17 protein-coding genes are annotated in these 15,974 nt (G+C 67.9%); 10 read left to right on the plus strand and 7 right to left on the minus strand.

From position 1 onward, the window contains the following. The coding region (gene earP, locus C667_RS24720; protein WP_004356908.1) for an elongation factor P maturation arginine rhamnosyltransferase EarP at positions 1-584 on the minus strand (584 nt) is incomplete at its 3' end. 109 nt (positions 585-693) lie between these two features. Further along, the gene (locus C667_RS25545) at positions 694-942 is read right to left on the minus strand and encodes a hypothetical protein (protein WP_157302161.1); all 249 of its coding nucleotides are present in this window, start codon (positions 940-942) and stop codon (positions 694-696) included. Between C667_RS25545 and C667_RS03145 the strand changes: the two genes are divergently transcribed. Continuing rightward, positions 942-1,898: a hypothetical protein gene (locus C667_RS03145; RefSeq protein WP_004356910.1), complete on the plus strand. Its 957-nt coding sequence runs from the start codon at positions 942-944 to the stop codon at positions 1,896-1,898. The two genes, C667_RS25545 and C667_RS03145, sit on opposite strands and share 1 nt — an antisense overlap. 223 nt (positions 1,899-2,121) lie before the next feature. On the opposite strand, the gene C667_RS03150 is transcribed toward C667_RS03145, so the two are convergent. Then, positions 2,122-2,868 (minus strand): 16S rRNA pseudouridine(516) synthase, encoded by a 747-nt coding sequence (locus tag C667_RS03150; RefSeq protein WP_004356912.1) that lies wholly within the window; start codon positions 2,866-2,868, stop codon positions 2,122-2,124. Between the two features lie 127 nt (positions 2,869-2,995). On the opposite strand from C667_RS03150, the gene C667_RS03155 reads away from it, so the two are divergent. The 7 genes from C667_RS03155 to C667_RS03185 all read left to right on the plus strand — a co-directional run bounded on the left by C667_RS03155 (position 2,996) and on the right by C667_RS03185 (position 8,043). Then, positions 2,996-3,463: an SRPBCC family protein gene (locus C667_RS03155; protein ID WP_004356914.1), complete on the plus strand. Its 468-nt coding sequence runs from the start codon at positions 2,996-2,998 to the stop codon at positions 3,461-3,463. Between the two features lie 245 nt (positions 3,464-3,708). Continuing rightward, positions 3,709-4,707, plus strand: a complete 999-nt coding sequence (locus C667_RS03160; RefSeq protein WP_004356916.1) for a recombination-associated protein RdgC — start codon at positions 3,709-3,711, stop codon at positions 4,705-4,707. 622 nt (positions 4,708-5,329) lie between these two features. Next, on the plus strand, positions 5,330-5,785 hold the full coding sequence (locus tag C667_RS03165) for an NfeD family protein (protein ID WP_004356919.1): 456 nt from the start codon (positions 5,330-5,332) through the stop codon (positions 5,783-5,785). A gap of 30 nt (positions 5,786-5,815) precedes the next feature. Beyond that, positions 5,816-6,685: an SPFH domain-containing protein gene (locus tag C667_RS03170; protein WP_004356921.1), complete on the plus strand. Its 870-nt coding sequence runs from the start codon at positions 5,816-5,818 to the stop codon at positions 6,683-6,685. A 79-nt stretch (positions 6,686-6,764) separates the two neighbouring features. After that, complete coding sequence (locus tag C667_RS03175) at positions 6,765-7,145, plus strand: hypothetical protein (protein WP_004356923.1); 381 nt, start codon at positions 6,765-6,767, stop codon at positions 7,143-7,145. A gap of 120 nt (positions 7,146-7,265) precedes the next feature. Beyond that, entirely contained in the window at positions 7,266-7,790 is a 525-nt protein-coding gene (gene hemG, locus C667_RS03180) for a menaquinone-dependent protoporphyrinogen IX dehydrogenase (protein ID WP_004356925.1), read from the plus strand. A 61-nt stretch (positions 7,791-7,851) separates the two neighbouring features. Continuing rightward, positions 7,852-8,043 carry a hypothetical protein gene (locus C667_RS03185; protein WP_004356926.1) on the plus strand — a complete coding sequence of 64 codons (192 nt, stop codon included), beginning with the start codon at positions 7,852-7,854 and terminating at the stop codon, positions 8,041-8,043. Between the two features lie 238 nt (positions 8,044-8,281). Here C667_RS03185 and C667_RS03190 read toward each other — a convergent pair whose 3' ends face one another. From C667_RS03190 to C667_RS03200, 3 genes are all read right to left on the minus strand, one after another. After that, positions 8,282-9,889 (minus strand): peptide chain release factor 3, encoded by a 1,608-nt coding sequence (locus tag C667_RS03190; protein ID WP_004356928.1) that lies wholly within the window; start codon positions 9,887-9,889, stop codon positions 8,282-8,284. 137 nt (positions 9,890-10,026) lie between these two features. Continuing rightward, entirely contained in the window at positions 10,027-10,245 is a 219-nt protein-coding gene (locus tag C667_RS03195) for a YMGG-like glycine zipper-containing protein (RefSeq protein ID WP_004356930.1), read from the minus strand. A gap of 236 nt (positions 10,246-10,481) precedes the next feature. Further along, complete coding sequence (locus tag C667_RS03200) at positions 10,482-11,864, minus strand: class II fumarate hydratase (protein WP_004356932.1); 1,383 nt, start codon at positions 11,862-11,864, stop codon at positions 10,482-10,484. A 137-nt stretch (positions 11,865-12,001) separates the two neighbouring features. On the opposite strand from C667_RS03200, the gene C667_RS03205 reads away from it, so the two are divergent. Next, positions 12,002-13,141 (plus strand): sugar diacid recognition domain-containing protein, encoded by a 1,140-nt coding sequence (locus C667_RS03205; protein ID WP_004356934.1) that lies wholly within the window; start codon positions 12,002-12,004, stop codon positions 13,139-13,141. Positions 13,142-13,269: 128 nt separating this feature from the next. Then, entirely contained in the window at positions 13,270-14,424 is a 1,155-nt protein-coding gene (locus C667_RS03210) for a glycerate kinase (protein ID WP_004356936.1), read from the plus strand. A gap of 59 nt (positions 14,425-14,483) precedes the next feature. Here C667_RS03210 and pyk read toward each other — a convergent pair whose 3' ends face one another. Continuing rightward, positions 14,484-15,923 (minus strand): pyruvate kinase, encoded by a 1,440-nt coding sequence (gene pyk, locus C667_RS03215; RefSeq protein WP_004356938.1) that lies wholly within the window; start codon positions 15,921-15,923, stop codon positions 14,484-14,486. Positions 15,924-15,974: the final 51 nt, after the last annotated feature.

A 15,974-nucleotide genomic window follows, 5' to 3' on the forward strand; every position in this document is an offset into this window, starting at 1 on the left:
GCATCCGGGCCGCCGTCGATGCCGCGCGCGGCGAGCCAGGCGGCCCGGCCTTCGGGGCGGACCCGCCAGGCGTCGCGGCGCGCGAGCAGGTCGGCCTCGCGCAACAGCCCGCCACCGCCCGCGTCGAAGCCGGGAAAGAAGAAACGCTTCACCAGCGGCAGGCGCGGATGCGGCGAGGCCATGCCGTGGCAGCCCGCGACCCAGGCCTCGGCCGACAGGTACTCGAGGTTGATCCACACCGGCGCCGGCCGCAGCGCCGCCATGGCCTCGAGCTGGGCAGGCGGCAGCTCGCAGGCGAAGGCCTCGACGACGATCTCGCCCGGCACGAGCGGCACGAAGGCGCTCGTCCAGTGCCGCAGCTCCACGCCCTGCAGGCTCCCGCCGAGCGCCTCGTCCACCGCGTTTGCGCCCGGGCAGATGCGCCGCAGCGCTGCCCAGTCATCGACCCAGAGCCGCACCGATCCACAGCCGCGACGCGCCAGATCGGCCGCCAGCCGCCAGCACACGCCGATATCCCCAAAATTATCCACAACCTGGCAGAAGATCTCCCATCGCGGGCGGCTGGCGGACAGGGGGAAAGGCATGATGGGGACAATCCTGCGCAAACAATGGGGATGGCTTGTGAACAAGCCCGTTTCCAAGGCTCGGCCGGAAAAGGCTCAACAATGCGCACACAGTCGACCAAGGGTCTTTTCAACCGCTTTCCAGAATGCTGGAAGTCGCTGCCGACATGCGCTCCGAAGACTTATCCACAAGAAGCGCGTCACTGTTAACTTCTTTGTTATTTAAATCAATAGAAAAACAGAAGAACAAACCTGGCCCCACTTCAGCTCGGCCTGCCGAGCTTGCCCAGTGCACGACACTGCCGGCATGATGTGGCCATGGCTGCGACCATGAACCGCTAAAGAGGCCCTCAGGCCCACGAATCAGGATCTTTCCCAATGCCCGTTCGACCGCTACTTTCCATCGCGCTGCTCCTCGCCTTTCCTTCGCTCGCGATCGCGCAATCCGGCTCAAACCTGCCTTCCCCGGAGGCTGCGCAGGAACAGGGCCTGCTCGAGCAGAGCCGCACGCAGGTGCGCGGTTTCTCGGTCTGGCTGGGGGAGACGGTGAATGACTGGTTCGGCGACCGTCCCTTCGAGGATGGCGGCAAGGTGACGCATGGGCGTCTCGGTCTGCGTAACCTGTGGCGGCAGGACGAGGGCTGGGACACCAACGTGCGCTTCCGCGCACGCTTCGATCTGCCCAACCTGCGCGAGAAGGCCTACGTCTTCATCGGACGACAGAACGAGCGCGAGCTGCTGACGGACCAGTCCGAGGCCTTCACCCGCGAGCAGCTATTGCTCGAGGAGCGCCGCAAGGAAGACCAGACCGGCTTTGCCGGCGTGGGTCTGGCGCTGCGCAAGAACCTCGATTTCCGTGTCGGCGTGCGCGGGGGAATGAAGTTCTACACCCAGGCGCGCTATCGCAAGCAGTGGGCGCTGACCGAGCAGGACCGGATCGAATTCCGCGAGACGATCTTCTGGAACAACAAGGACAAGTTCGGCTCGACGACCGCGCTCGATTACGAGCACGCCTTCACGCCCACGCTCTCGCTGCATTGGCAGAACGCGACCACGATCTCCGAGAAGACCGACGACTTCGCCTGGGGCAGCAGCCTGGGGCTGTTCAAGCGCTTCGGTGACGATCGCATTCTCTCGGGCGAGATGGTGGTGACCGGAGAAACCGGCGCGAAAGAGAACGTCGACGAATACGGGGTGCGGATGAAGTGGACCCAGCCGGTCTATCGCGAGTGGCTGATCGGCGAGTTCATCGTCGGTCACTACTGGCCGCAGCGCGAGGACCGCGAACGCGAGCGCGCTTGGGGGGTGGGGGTGAATCTGGAGATGCGTTTCTGAGCCACGCACGGGGCGGACAATCGATCGGCGTGCCCGCCTGGACGGATGCTTTCGCGCCCGCAGGCGCTCCTGCAACCCGCCCCGCTGCGGCGATTTCGTGTAGGAGCGGCGGCAGCCGCGAACAAGGCGGTTCGACCACCGATCTGGATGAGGAAACCCGCGTTCACATTCCCGCCTGCGAGCAACTCCTGCATCAGACCCGTCGCGTGCAATCGGCGGGGGTTCAGGCTTCCGGGTCGGTATAGTCGGCCAGGCGAGCCAGGTCTTCCGCCTCCAGCCAGCGCCACTGTCCCGGCGCCAGCTCGGCCGGCAGCTCGAGCCCGCCCACGCGGCTGCGGTGCAGCGCCTCGACCCGATTGCCCGCCGCGCCGACCATGCGCTTGACCTGGTGGTACTTGCCCTCGCAGATGGTCAGCCGCAGCGTGATCGGGCCGACGAGCTCGCAGGCGGCCGCCGCGATCGGTGCGGGCTCGTCGTGCAGTTCGACTCCGGCCACCAGCTGGTCGGCGAAATCCTGCTCCACCGCATGCTTGAGCGTGACCTCATAGACCTTGGGCGTGCGCTTCTTGCCCGAGCTCCACTGGTGGATGAACTGGCCGTCGTCGGAGAGCAGCAGCAGCCCGGTGGTGTCCTGGTCGAGCCGGCCCACGCACTGCACGCCGCGGGTGAGTAGCTGCGGCGGCAGCAAGGTAAAGACGGACGGGTGGAAGGTCGGCTTCTGCGAGCACTCGTAGCCCGCGGGCTTGTGCAGGACGACGTAGGCCTGGGCGCGGAAGCGCCAGGGCTGGTCATCGACGGTGAATTCGAGCCCGGGCGAACCATCGCGGCGACCTGGGTCGAAGTCGGCATTGGGATCGTCGCAGACTTCGCCGGCGATGCTGACGTAGCCGGCACGGATGAGGGCGCGGCAGTCCTTGCGGCTGCCGAAGCCCTGGGCATGGAGGAGGCGTTCGAGTTGCATGGGGCGCATGTTAGCAGGGCGGATCCGCCGCCAAGACCGGCGCGACGCCGTGGCGTCCGGGATCTCCCTGTGCCTCGATGTGCCGGGCACCGGTCGAGCGGGATAAACTGCCGCCCTGCCCGCTCAGGAGATGCACTTGAAATTCGAACACCTGATCGAGGTCAATGATCTCGCCAACCCGCTGCTGACCCCGCTCACCCGCGAAGAGCTGTGGTTCGGCCTGCTGTGCCGCGCGGAGGATGCGCGCGCCTTCCTGCCCGGCCTCGAGGCCTGCCATGTCGTCGAGCGTGGCGAGGACAGCCTGGTGCGCGACCTGCACTTTGGCCATGCGGTGATCCGCGACCGGGTGAGCTTCGACACCCTGCGCTGGATCCGCTTCGAGTCGGAAGCCAACGCGCAGCATGCCGGCGGCAGCCTGACCATCACGATCGAGGAGCCCGAACCTGGTGCGCTCTTCCTGCGTTTCGCCTACTACACCTCGCTGTCCGACCAGGGCGAGGATGCGCGCTACGCGGAGTTCGTGCGCTCGGCCTACCATCAGTCCGACCTCGACACCGTGCGCATCATCCGCATGATCGCCGCGTCGGGCGGGCTCGCGCAGTAGGCGCTGCGCGGAATCGGCACACCGCTGCTGCAGGCGGCCTGCGGAGAGCGGCCCTTGTCCGCGCACGAGGTTCGCCGCAATCCCTTTCGTGGCAGCAAGCCCGCTCCCGTGAATGCTTGCTCCCGCGCATCGTCCATGACGGACATCGCCGCACCCGCTTACCGCCTCGCGTGCGCATCGCGCGCGCGTCGTGGTCGGGACCACGGCGTCGACTTCATCCTTTCACCGACAGGAAACACCCCCTTATGTGGTTCAAGAATCTGCAGGTCTATCGTCTTCCCGCCAACTGGGACATGAGCGCAGAGCGCCTCGAGGAGCAGCTCGCGAAGAAGCCCTTCCACCCCTGCGGCAGCCAGGACATGGAGAGCCGCGGCTGGCTGTCGCCGCTGGGCAACGAGGTGCTGGTGCATGCGGTCGGCGGCCAGTGGCTGCTTTGCCTCGGCTTCGAGCACCGCCTGCTGCCTTCGTCCGTGGTCAAGCAGGAGGCCGACGAGCGCGCCGAGGAGCTGGCCGAGCAGCAGGGCTTCAAGCTCGGCCGCAAGCAGTTGAAGGAGCTGCGCGAACAGGTGACGCAGGAGCTGATGCCGCGCGCCTTTACCCGCCGGCGGCGCATGTTCGCCTGGATCGACCCGATCAACGGCTGGCTGGTGGTGGATGCAGCCAGCCAGAGCAAGGCCGAGGACATGCTCGAGCAGCTGCGCCACACGCTCGACAGCTTCCCGCTGACCCTGCTGCGCACCGAGCTGTCGCCGACGTCGGCGATGGCCGACTGGCTGGCCGGTGGCGAGGCACCCGATGGCTTCACCATCGACCAGGACTGCGAGCTGCGTTCGGTGGCCGAGGACAAGGCCGCGGTGCGTTATGCGCGCCACCCGCTCGAAGGGGACGACGTCAAGGGCCACCTGGAGGCCGGCAAGCTGCCGACCCGCCTGGCGCTGACCTTCGACGACCGCATCAGCTTCGTGCTGACCGAGAAGCTGGAGATCAAGCGCCTCGATTTTCTCGACATCGTGCGCGACCAGGTGGGCGAAGCCGACAAGGACGACGCCGAGGCGCTATTCAACGCCGAATTCGCGCTGATGACCGGCGAGCTCGCCCACCTGCTGCCGGCGGTCGTGGTCGCGCTGGGGGGTGAGCTGGCGGGCACGCCGGCGGAGACCGACGCTGTCAGCGCCGAGCTGCCGCGCCTGCAGGCGGACAAGCCGGTCGCGCAGGCCGCCACCGCGGACGACCCGCCGTTCTGAACGCTGCACGTCTTCGCGCCTGCCGGCGCTCCTACAGGGGGACCACGCCTCCGCAAGCCCCTGTAGGAGCTGCGGCAGCTGCGAATGGGGCGGTGCAGCAGCGATGAGCGTCGGCGATTGTACAGACGCCGTCTTCGCGCCTGCCGGCGCTCCTACAGGGGGACCACGCCTCCGCAAGCCCCTGTAGGAGCTGCGGCAGCTGCGAATGGGGCGGTGCAGCAGCGATGAGCGTCGGCGATTGTACAGACACCGTCTTCGCACCTGCCGGCGCCCCTACATGGACCACCGCGCTTGCGCGGGGCGTCTGCAGGGGTTTGCTTCTTGGTGTACACAGAATTTAAAGATTTAAAAGATCATAAAGATCATGTACGTGCCAATTCTGTGGACAAGCCTCTTTTTCAACGAAAAATCATCGTATTGCATCAAGCAAAACCCGGTGCACGAGCGACGTTTCAGGCAGGGACGGTTTGTGGATGAAAAAACTCCCGTCGCCGCATTCGCGACTTATCCACAATCTCCTGCCCCCTGCGGTCACAGCTTTCCCACCGCCCGATAAACCTTGCACAGGGAGCGATCAGCGCTTGCGAACCCGCTCCCCGGCGAGCTGCGCTAAAGTCTGCCCATGAACGACACGCTGTTCCTCGAATGGTGGCACTGGGAGATCGCCGGCATCGCGCTGGTGCTGCTCGAGCTCGCCCTGCCCTCCTTCTTCATCATCTGGTTCGGGCTCGGCGCGATGCTCACCGGCTTCGTGCTGCTCGCGGTGCCGGATCTGGTGCTGTCGCAGCAGATCGCGGCCTGGATCATTGCCTCGATGGCGATGACCGTGCTGTGGTTCAGCTTCGCCCGCCGTTCGCGCGTGAAGACCCTGATCGGCACCGCCGCCGGTGAGGTGATCGGTGAGGTCGGGCTGCTGGTGAGCGCGGTCGCCCCCTTCGAGCGCGGCAAGGTGCGCTTCCAGCGTCCGCTGCTGGGTGCGGACGAATGGGCCTGCGTGGCCGAGAGCGCGATCGCCGCCGGCGAGCGCGTGAAGGTGGTGAGCGTGGAAGGCAGCTACGTCAAGGTGACGAAGGCCTGATCCGAATTCCAGGAAAATGAAGGCAAGCAGATGATCATGTCGGAAGGACTTGCGATCGCGATCGCGGTGCTGGTGTTCGTGGTGATCACGATCGCCAAGGGCGTGCGCTTGGTTGCGCAGGGCGAGGAGTGGGTGGTCGAGCGCCTGGGCAAGTACCACGCCACGCTGCGCCCGGGGCTCAACATCCTCATCCCCTATCTCGACCGCGTCGCCTACAAGCTGGTGACCAAGGACATCATCCTCGACGTGCAGGAGCAGGAGGTCATCACCCGCGATAACGCGGTGATCCTGACCAACGCGATCGCCTTCGTGAAGGTCACCGACCCGGTCAAGGCGGTGTATGGCGTGACCGACTTCTCCGAGGCGATTCGCAACCTGATCATGACCACGCTGCGCTCGATCGTCGGCGAGATGGAGCTCGACGAGGCGCTGTCCTCGCGTGACAAGATCAAGGCGCGGCTGCGCGAGAGCATCGCCGACGAGGCGGTGGACTGGGGCCTGACGGTGAAGTCGGTCGAGATCCAGGACATCAAGCCGTCCGAATCCATGCAGCGCGCGATGGAGATGCAGGCCGCCGCCGAGCGCGAGCGCAAGGCCGCGGTGACCAAGGCCGAGGGCGCCAAGCAGGCCGCCATCCTCGAGGCCGAGGCACGGCTGGAATCCGCCAAGCGCGACGCCAACGCTCAGGTGATGCTGGCCGAGGCCTCGGCCGAGTCCATCCGCCGCGTGACCGCCGGCATCGGCGACCAGGCGGGGCCGATGATGTACCTGCTCGGCGAGAAGTACATCGGCGCGCTCGAGAAGCTCGGCGAGTCTGGCAGCGCCAAGATCGTGGTGATGCCCGCCGACCTCCAGGAGACCCTGCGCGGCCTCGTCGGTCGGCTGGGGGTACGCGGCTGAGCCGCGCCCATCCAGACCGCCCACCAGGCCTCTACGATCGATTTCCCCCGGATCCGCACCTGAAAAAAGGAAGACAACGATGCTGAAACCCTCGCACACCGTCCGCACCCTGCTCGCCGCCGTCGCGCTCGCCACCGCCTCCGGCGGCGCGCTGGCGCAGAACTTCATGAAGGACAAGGCCGAGGTCGAGAAGCTGCTGACGGGCGCCACCTTCATCGGCGTGTATCTGCGCACCGAAGCGGCCTACACGCTCCAGTTCGGCACCGACGGCACGCTCACCGACACCACCGGCGCCAAGGCACGCTGGTGGGTCGATGATCAGGCGCGCTACTGCCGCGAGTGGCTGGACGGCAAGCTCAAGGGCAACACTGGCTGCATGAACCTCGAGCTCGAGGACGGCCAGGTGGCGCTGTACTCCGAGGGCAAGAAGGTGGTCGAGGGCATCGTCACCGGCAAGTAAGGTGGGCGTCGGGGATGGCGGGACGCTTCGGCAGACCCGCCATTCACGTTGGCAAACACCGGTTGGCCGGGGGCGCTCGAGCGCGCCTTGCGCTCCGGATACGTCCATCCAGGTTACACAATGCGTCTGCTGATCATCTATTCGACCATCGACGGCCACACGCTCGAGATCTGCGAGCGCATCGCAGCGATCGTGCGCGACGCCGGTCACGAGGCGGAACTGGCCGAGGTCGCTGCGGTTTCCGCTGCCCAGCTCGACGCCTGCGACCGTGTCGTGATCGGCGCCAGCATCCGCTACGGCCACCATCGTCCTGCCGTGAAGGCCTTCATCGACCGCCACCAGGCGGCGCTCGAGGCGCGGCCCAACGCCTTCTTCTCGGTCAATGCGGTCGGCCGCAAGCCGCACAAGCGCCAGGCCGACACCAACCCCTACGTGCGCAAGTTCCTCGGCCAGATCCGCTGGAAGCCACAGCAGATCGAGGTGTTCGGCGGCAAGATCGAGTACCCGCGCTACGGTTTCTTCGACCGCAACATGATCCGCCTGATCATGTGGATCACCGGTGGCCCCACCGACCCGCGCTCGGTCACCGACTTCACCGACTGGGCACAGGTCGAGGCCTTCGCGCGGCGGCTGGTCCAGGGCTGATGTCGCTGCGATCGCGGCGGCAAATGGCCTGCGAGGGGGATCGTCGAATCCGGGAGCCAGTTTGAAGAATTCCCGCGATCCGGATACGGAACCGACCCGCTGGGCGCTGTGGCGGCTCGACGACAACGACAACCGCTTCGTGGTGGCGGTGTTTGCGCGCCGTGAGGAGGCCGAAGCGGTCGCGCGCGCCTTCGAGGCGCACGGGCACAAGCAGACCTACTGGGTGGAGCTTGCGCACGGTGCCGCACCGTGACGCGCCCGGATTTGAGAGCCGGCTTTGTAGGAGCGACGCAAGTCGCGATTGCGGCCTTCCAGCCCGCCCCATCACACATCGCGATACCTGGCCGCCGGACCGCCGTATCGCGACTTGCGTCGCTCCTACAGGGCCCCGTACGCTTGCGCAGAAGTCCGTAGGAGCGACGCAAGTCGCGAACCTTCGCAGCGCGAGGCCTCCGCCGGGCGCCGCGCCGCCAGAGACGCAGCCGTAGGGATCAGCCCAGCACTTCCCCGTGCTCGCGCGTGGCGTGGAAGGTGACCTTGGGCCACTTCTCCGCAGTCACCTCGAGGTTGTAGCGGCTGGTGGCCAGATAGACCGGGTTGCCGTCGATGTCCTTGCCCAGGCGCAGCGCCTGCTCGCGCTCGAAGTTGCGGCGGGTGACGTCGTCCGGGAAGGTGAGCCAGCGTGCCGTGTGGATGTCGGCGGGCTCGAAGATCGCATCGACCTTGTACTCGTCCTTCAGGCGCTGGGCGACGATCTCGAACTGCAGCACGCCGACCGCGCCGAGCAGCATCTGCCCGCCCTCGAGCTCGAAGACCTGGATGGCGCCTTCTTCGCCCAACTCCTGCAAACCCTTCTGCAATTGCTTGGATTTGAGCGGATCGCGCAGGCGCGCGGCGCGGAACATTTCGGGCGAGAAGTACGGAATGCCCTTGAAGCCGAGGTTCTCGCCTTCGGTCAGGGTGTCGCCGATCTGCAACTGGCCGTGGTTGTGGATGCCGACGATGTCGCCGGCCACACCATCTTCCATGATCACGCGCTCATTGGCCATGAACGTGAGCACATTGGCGAGCTTCATCTCGCGCCCGGCGCGTACGTGCTTCACTTTCATGCCGGCGCTGTAGCGCCCCGAGCAGATGCGGAAGAAGGCGATGCGGTCGCGGTGCCTCGGGTCCATGTTGGCCTGGATCTTGAACACGAAGCCGGTGAAGGCAGGTTCCGCCGGCTGCACCATGCGCGCGCCACCGTCGCGGGCCTGCGGCGGTGGCGCCCAGTCGATCAGCGACTGCAGGATCTCCTGCACGCCGAAGTTGTTGATACCCGAGCCGAAGAACACCGGGCTCTGCTTGCCGGCGAGGAAGTCGTCGAGATCGAAGGGTGGCGAAGCGCCGTCGATCAGGTCTACATCTTCGCGCAACTGGCCGACTTCCATCGGGAAGCGCTTGTCGAGTTCGGGGTTGTCCAGGCCCTTGATGATCTCGCCGTCGGTGCGCCGCTCCTCACCTGGGGTGAAGGTCAGCACCTGGTGCTGCAGCAGGTGATACACGCCGCGGAAGGACTTGCCCATGCCGAGCGGCCAGGTCACCGGCGCGCAGGTGATCTTGAGCACGTCCTCGATCTCGGCGAGCAGCTCGAAGGGCTCGCGCACCTCGCGGTCCATCTTGTTCACGAAGGTGATGATCGGCGTGTTGCGCAGGCGGCAGACCTCGAGCAGCTTGATGGTCTGCGCCTCCACGCCCTTGGCGGCGTCGATCACCATCACCGCGGCATCCACCGCGGTCAACACGCGGTAGGTGTCTTCGGAGAAGTCCTCGTGACCCGGGGTGTCGAGCAGGTTCACCGTGTGTCCCTGATACTCGAACTGCATCACCGAGCTCGACACCGAGATGCCGCGCTGCTTCTCCACTTCCATCCAGTCGGAGGTGGCATGGCGGGCGGATTTGCGCGCCTTCACCGTGCCGGCGAGCTGGATGGCGCCGCCGAACAGCAGCAGCTTCTCGGTGAGCGTGGTCTTGCCCGCGTCGGGGTGGGCGATGATGGCGAAGGTGCGGCGCTTTTCGACGTCGCGCAGCAGCTCGGGCGGGAAGGGGGTGGTGGTCATCGGGGCTCGTCGGCAGGAAAGCAAAAACCGCCTGCCCGAGGTCGGGCGCGGCGGGACGAGCGGGATTCTATCAAGCAATCAGGGGGATGCCGCGCCGCGGGGTGAACGGCGGGCGGCACCGCGAGGGGACGTGGTGCCTACTTCTGCTTGCCGACCTGGTCGCCGATGACGCCACCGATGGCGGCACCGCCCACGGTACCGAGGATGCCGCCGTTGCTCACCACGGCGCCGGCCACGCCGCCGACCGCGGCGCCGGTAGCCGCGCTCTTCTCGCGCGAAGACAGGTTGTCCCAGGTGGCGCAGCCGCTCGCCGCAAAGGTGATGAGCAGGGCGGGGATGAGGGTACGGGCTTTCATGATGGCCTCCTTGTGATGGTCGGTGCGCGGTGGAAAGGGGATTCCGCCGCGCTGTCGGGGTGTGCGCAGTATGAGTGCGGGATCGACCCCGGGATCCCGGCACAGCGTTGCGAATTGTTTCTCACCCGCGAGAGGGTGGGGACCCGCGCACAGCCGCCATTCGGCGCCCTTGCCGCAGCCCTGCCGGGTGCGCGTGCGCGTGCTCGAGCGATCACGATCACATCCGGATGCAGCTTTCAGCTGCCGAGCATGTCCTGCGCCCGCACCCAGGCATCGAACTCCTCCGCGGTCGTGAAGCCGAGCGCGAGCGCCGCAGCGCGCAGCGTGGTGCCTTCCGCCCACGCCTTCTTCGCGATCTGCGCCGCCTTGTCGTAGCCGATGTGCGGGTTGAGCGCGGTGACCAGCATCAGGCCGCGATCGAGGTGCTCGGCCATGCGCGTGGTGTCGGGTTCCAGGCCGGCTACGCAGTGGCGCTGGAAGCTGCGGCAACCGTCGGCGAGCAGGCGGATGGACTGCAGCAGGTTGTGGGCGATGACCGGCTTGAACACGTTGAGCTGAAGCTGTCCCTGGCTGGCGGCAAAGCCGATCGTGGCGTCGTTGCCGAGGACCTGGCAGGCGAGCATCGACAAGGCTTCGCACTGCGTCGGGTTGACCTTGCCGGGCATGATCGAGCTGCCCGGCTCGTTGGCCGGCAGCCTGAGCTCGGCGAGGCCGGCGCGCGGGCCCGAGGCGAGCAGGCGCAGGTCGTTGGCAAGCTTCATCAGCGCGACCGCCAGCGTCTTCAACGCGCCCGACAGCGCCACCAGCGGCTCGTGGCCGGCGAGCGCGGCGAACTTGTTGGGTGCGCTGGTGAGCGGCAAGCCGGTGAGCGCAGCCAGTTCTGCAGCGATCGCATTGGCGAAGCCGGCCGGCGCGTTGAGCCCCGTGCCGACGGCAGTGCCGCCCTGGGCGAGCTCGTACACCGCGGGCAGCGTCGCGCGGATCGCATGCGCGGCGGTGTTCAACTGGGCGACGAAGGCCGACAGCTCCTGGCCGAAGCTGATCGGCGTGGCGTCCATCAGGTGGGTGCGTCCGGTCTTGAGCACGTCTGCATGGCGTTCGGCCTGGATGGCGAGCCCGTTCGACAGCTCCGTTAGCGCCGGCAGCAGTTCGTCGTGCACTGCGCGTGCGACGGCGATGTGCATCGCGGTCGGGAAGCAGTCGTTCGAGCTCTGCGCGCGATTCACGTGGTCGTTGGGATGCACCGGCGCCTTGCCGCCGCGGCCCTGCCCGGCGAGCTCGTTGGCGCGTCCGGCGATGACCTCGTTGACGTTCATGTTGGTCTGCGTGCCGCTGCCGGTCTGCCACACCACGAGCGGAAACTGCGCGTCATGCTCGCCGGCGAGGATCTCGTCGGCTGCGTGTTCGATCCGCTCGGCAAGGTCCGCCGGGAGCTCGCCGCTGCGGGCATGCACGCGCGCCGCCGCCTTCTTGATCAGCGCGAGCGCCTGCACGATGGCGAGCGGCATGCGCTCGTCGCTGATGGCGAAGTGGAGCAGCGAGCGCTGGGTCTGTGCGCCCCAGTAGGCTTCGGCGGGGACTTCGATCGGGCCGAGGCTGTCGGTTTCGGTGCGGGTCATGTTCGGCCTCCACGGGCGGGCTGACGGGAAATTCCGGACCCTGCACGTCGGACGCCGCCGAAGCCGCTCTTGTTCCGCGGCACGCCGCGCGGCAGCATGTGGCCGGTTCCCGTCCAATCCGTCACCGGCGCACCGCCATGTTCCTGCTCGATGCCTCGCTCGCCCAGTCCATCGTCGATCGCGCGATGCAGATTCTGCACACCAACGTCAACGTGATGGACGAGCGCGGGCTGGTCATCGCCAGCGGCGACCGCGCGCGCCTCGGGACCCGCCACGAGGGTGCGCTGCTGGTGCTCGCGCAGGGGCGGGCGGTGGAGGTCGACGAGGCGGTCGCGCAGCGCCTGCACGATACCCGACCGGGCATCAACCTGCCCCTGCGTGCGGAAGGCAGGGTGGTGGGGGTGGTGGGCCTGAGCGGCGAACCCGATGCTGTCCGCCAGCACGCCGAGCTGGTCCGACTGGCGGCCGAGACCATGCTGGAGCAGGCGCAATGGATGCAGATGCTCGCGCGCGACCAGCGCCTGCGCGAGGAGCTGGTGCTGCAGCGGATCGGCGTGTCCCCGCCGGGCGCCGGGCTGGACGACTGGGCGCGCCGCCTCGGCGTCGATCTCGCCCGACCGTGCGTCGCCTTGCTGATCGACATCGCCGACGCGGGGCTGGCGGCCGATGCCGTCCTCGCCGCGCAGCAGCGCCTGCGCCGGCTGCTTGCCGAGCACGAGCCCGGCCTGGCCTGTGCCCCGGTGACGCTGCGCGAGCTGGCCGTACTGATGCCCTTGCCCGCTGCGGCATCCGATCTGCGGGGCCGCCTCCAGAGCCTGCACGAACGCCTGCGCGGTGAGGGCAGCGGGCAGCCCTGTCTTGCCCTCGGTGGGTATTTCGGTGGCGACGATGGCCTCGTGCGTTCCTGGCAGTCTGCGCGCGCCACGCTGCAGGCCGGGCGCCGCCATCGCCCGCAGGCGGCGATCCACTGCTACGACGAACTCACCCTGCCGGTGCTGCTCGCCGGCCTGGGCGAGGGCTGGCGGGCCGACGAACTGCGCCTTCCATTGCGCCGCCTCGCGCGGCACGACCGCGACGGCCAGTTGCGGCGCACACTGGCGGCGTGGTTCGCGCACGACATGAAGGCGGCGCCGAGCGCCGGCGCGCTCCATGTGCATCGAAACACCCTCGAGTACCGCCTGCGCCGCATTGGAGAGATCACCGCACTGGACCTCTCCCGTCTGAACGACTGCCTGCTGCTGTTCATCGGCCTCGAACTGGATGTTGGTGAGGCATAGTCGGGTTTGACAATAAAACCTGTATTCAAGGTACTTTGTTTGTGCAAACAGACGATTGATTGTCGGCCGGCTGGGAATAAGCTCCACTTCAGCGGGCATTCGACCCGCAGCGACCGGAGACCCTGCCAATGAAAAAGATCGTCATCGCCCCCGATTCCTACAAGGAGAGCCTGTCCGCGCTCGAGGTCGCGCAGGCGATCGAAGCCGGCTTTCGCCAGGTCTTCCCCGCCGCCGAGTACGTGCTGGTGCCGGTCGCCGATGGTGGCGAGGGTACGGTCGACGCCATGGTGGCCGCCACCGCTGGGCGCAGAGAGGTCGTCGCCGTGAGCGGCCCGCTCGGCGAGCCGGTGGAGGCCTTCTACGGCCTCACTGGCGACGGCGACACCGCGGTGATCGAGATGGCGGCCGCCAGCGGCCTGGCGCTGGTGCCGCCGGACCGGCGCAATCCGCTGGTGACCACCTCGCGCGGCACCGGCGAGCTGATCCGCGCCGCGCTCGACGCTGGCGCGCGCGGCTTCATCCTCGGCATCGGCGGCAGCGCCACCAACGACGGCGGCGCCGGCATGGTGCAGGCGCTGGGCGCGCGCCTGCTCGACGCGCAGGGGCTCGAGCTCGGCCCGGGCGGTGGTGCGCTCGCCGACCTCGATCGCATCGACGTCTCCGCGCTCGATCCCCGCCTGAAGGAGTGCCGCATCGAAGTCGCTTGCGATGTGGACAACCCGCTCACCGGCGCGCGCGGCGCCTCGGCGGTGTTCGGCCCGCAGAAAGGCGCCACGCCCGAGATGGTGCAGGCGCTGGACGCCAACCTCGCCCGCCTCGCCCGCATCGTCGAGCGCGACCTCGGCGTGGCGGTCGACACGGTGCCCGGCGCCGGCGCGGCCGGCGGCATGGGCGCGGCGATGCTGGCCTTCTTCGGCGCGACGCTCAAGCCCGGCATCGAGATCGTCACCGCGGCGGTGGACCTCGACACGCAGGTACGCGACGCCGACCTGGTGATCACCGGCGAGGGCCGCATCGACTTCCAGACCGTGCATGGCAAGACGCCGATCGGCGTCGCCCGCGTCGCCAAGCGCCATGGCAAGGCGGTGATCGGCATCGCCGGTTCGCTCGGCGCCGACGTCGGCGTGGTGCACGCGCACGGCATCGACGCGGTGTTCAGCGTGCTGGGCAAGCCGTGCACGCTGGACGAGGCGTTGCGCGACGCGGCCGCCAACGTGGAGCTCACGGCGCGCAACGTCGCGGCGGTGCTACGGCTCGGCTCGGCTGCCCCGTCCGGCGCCTGAGCGCGCGTTCGCACCGCATGCCGGGCAGGCGGCCCCGTGCGGCCGCCCTTGCGCTGCGGTCAGCGTGCCGGCTCGGGATGCTCCCCGACCCGCACGATCTTCATCGTGTTGGTGCCGCCGCTGCTGCCGATCGGCTCGCCGATGGTGAGCACGATCAGGTCGCCCCGGTCGACGATGCCGCGACGCAGCAGCAGTTGTTCCGCTTCCCACAGCAACAGGTCGCGGTCGTCGGTCCGCTGCTCGATCAGCAGCGGGCGCACGTCGCGGTACAGCGTCATCTGGTCGTGGGCGCGGGGTTCGGGCGTGAGCGCGTAGATCGGCACGCCGGCATTGAGTCGGCTCATCCACAGTGCGGTGGAGCCGGTCTGGGTGAGCGAGGCGATCGCCTTCACCTTGAGGTGATAGGCGGTCCAGATCGCTGCCATTGCGATCGATTCGTCGATGCGGGTGAAGACGCGGTTCAGCAACTCGCGATCGAGCCCGATCTCGGCCGATTTTTCCGCTTCCTCGCACACCCGGCTCATCGACTCGATCACTTCGACCGGGTATTTGCCGGCGGCGGTCTCGGCCGACAGCATCACCGCGTCGGTGCCGTCGAGCACCGCGTTGGCCACGTCCGAGACCTCGGCGCGGGTGGGCACCGGGCTGGTGATCATCGACTCCATCATCTGCGTGGCGGTGATGGTGAGCTTGTTGCGGTCGCGCGCGGCGCGGATCATCTTCTTCTGCAGCGCTGGCACCGCGGCGTCGCCGACCTCCACCGCGAGGTCGCCGCGCGCCACCATGATGCCGTCGGAGGCGTCGAGGATCTCGTCGAGGTTGGCCACCGCCTCGGTGCGCTCGATCTTGGCGATCAAGAGCGCGGCGCAGCCGGCGGCGCGCATGAGCTGGCGCGCCATGTACATGTCGGCCGCGCTCTTGGGGAAGGACACCGCGACGAAGTCCACGCCGATGAGCGCGGCGGTGCGGATGTCGTCCATGTCCTTGGCGGTGAGCGCGGGCGCGGTGAGCCCGCCGCCCTGGCGGTTGATGCCCTTGTTGTTCGACAGCTCGCCGCCGACCTTCACGAGGGTGTGGATCTCGTGGCCGACCACGCGCTGCACGGTGAGCTTGAGGCGGCCGTCGTCGAGCAGCAGCACGTCGCCCGGCTTCACGTCCTTGGGCAGGTCCTTGTAGTCGAGGCCGACGCGCTGGGCGTTGCCGAGCTCGCAGCGGGCGTCGAGGATGAAGGGCGCGTCGCGGGTCAGCGTCACGCGGCCTTCCTCGAACTTGCCGACGCGGATCTTGGGCCCCTGCAGGTCGGCGAGGATGCCCACCGGGCGGCCGGCGTTCGCGGCCGCCTTGCGGATCGCCTCGGCGCGCGCGATGTGGTCGCTGGCCTTGCCATGGGAGAAGTTCATGCGCACCACATCGACCCCGGCCTGTACCATGCGGGCGAGGATCTGCGGGTCGGACGAGGCGGGGCCGAGGGTGGCGACGATCTTGGTCTGGCGGGTCATTGCGAGCGTTCTCGGGGCAGGTTTCGGGTACGGGATTGAGAGGTGGTGGGC

It is taken from the genome of Thauera phenylacetica B4P, from assembly GCF_000310225.1.
Lineage (GTDB): Bacteria > Pseudomonadota > Gammaproteobacteria > Burkholderiales > Rhodocyclaceae > Thauera > Thauera phenylacetica.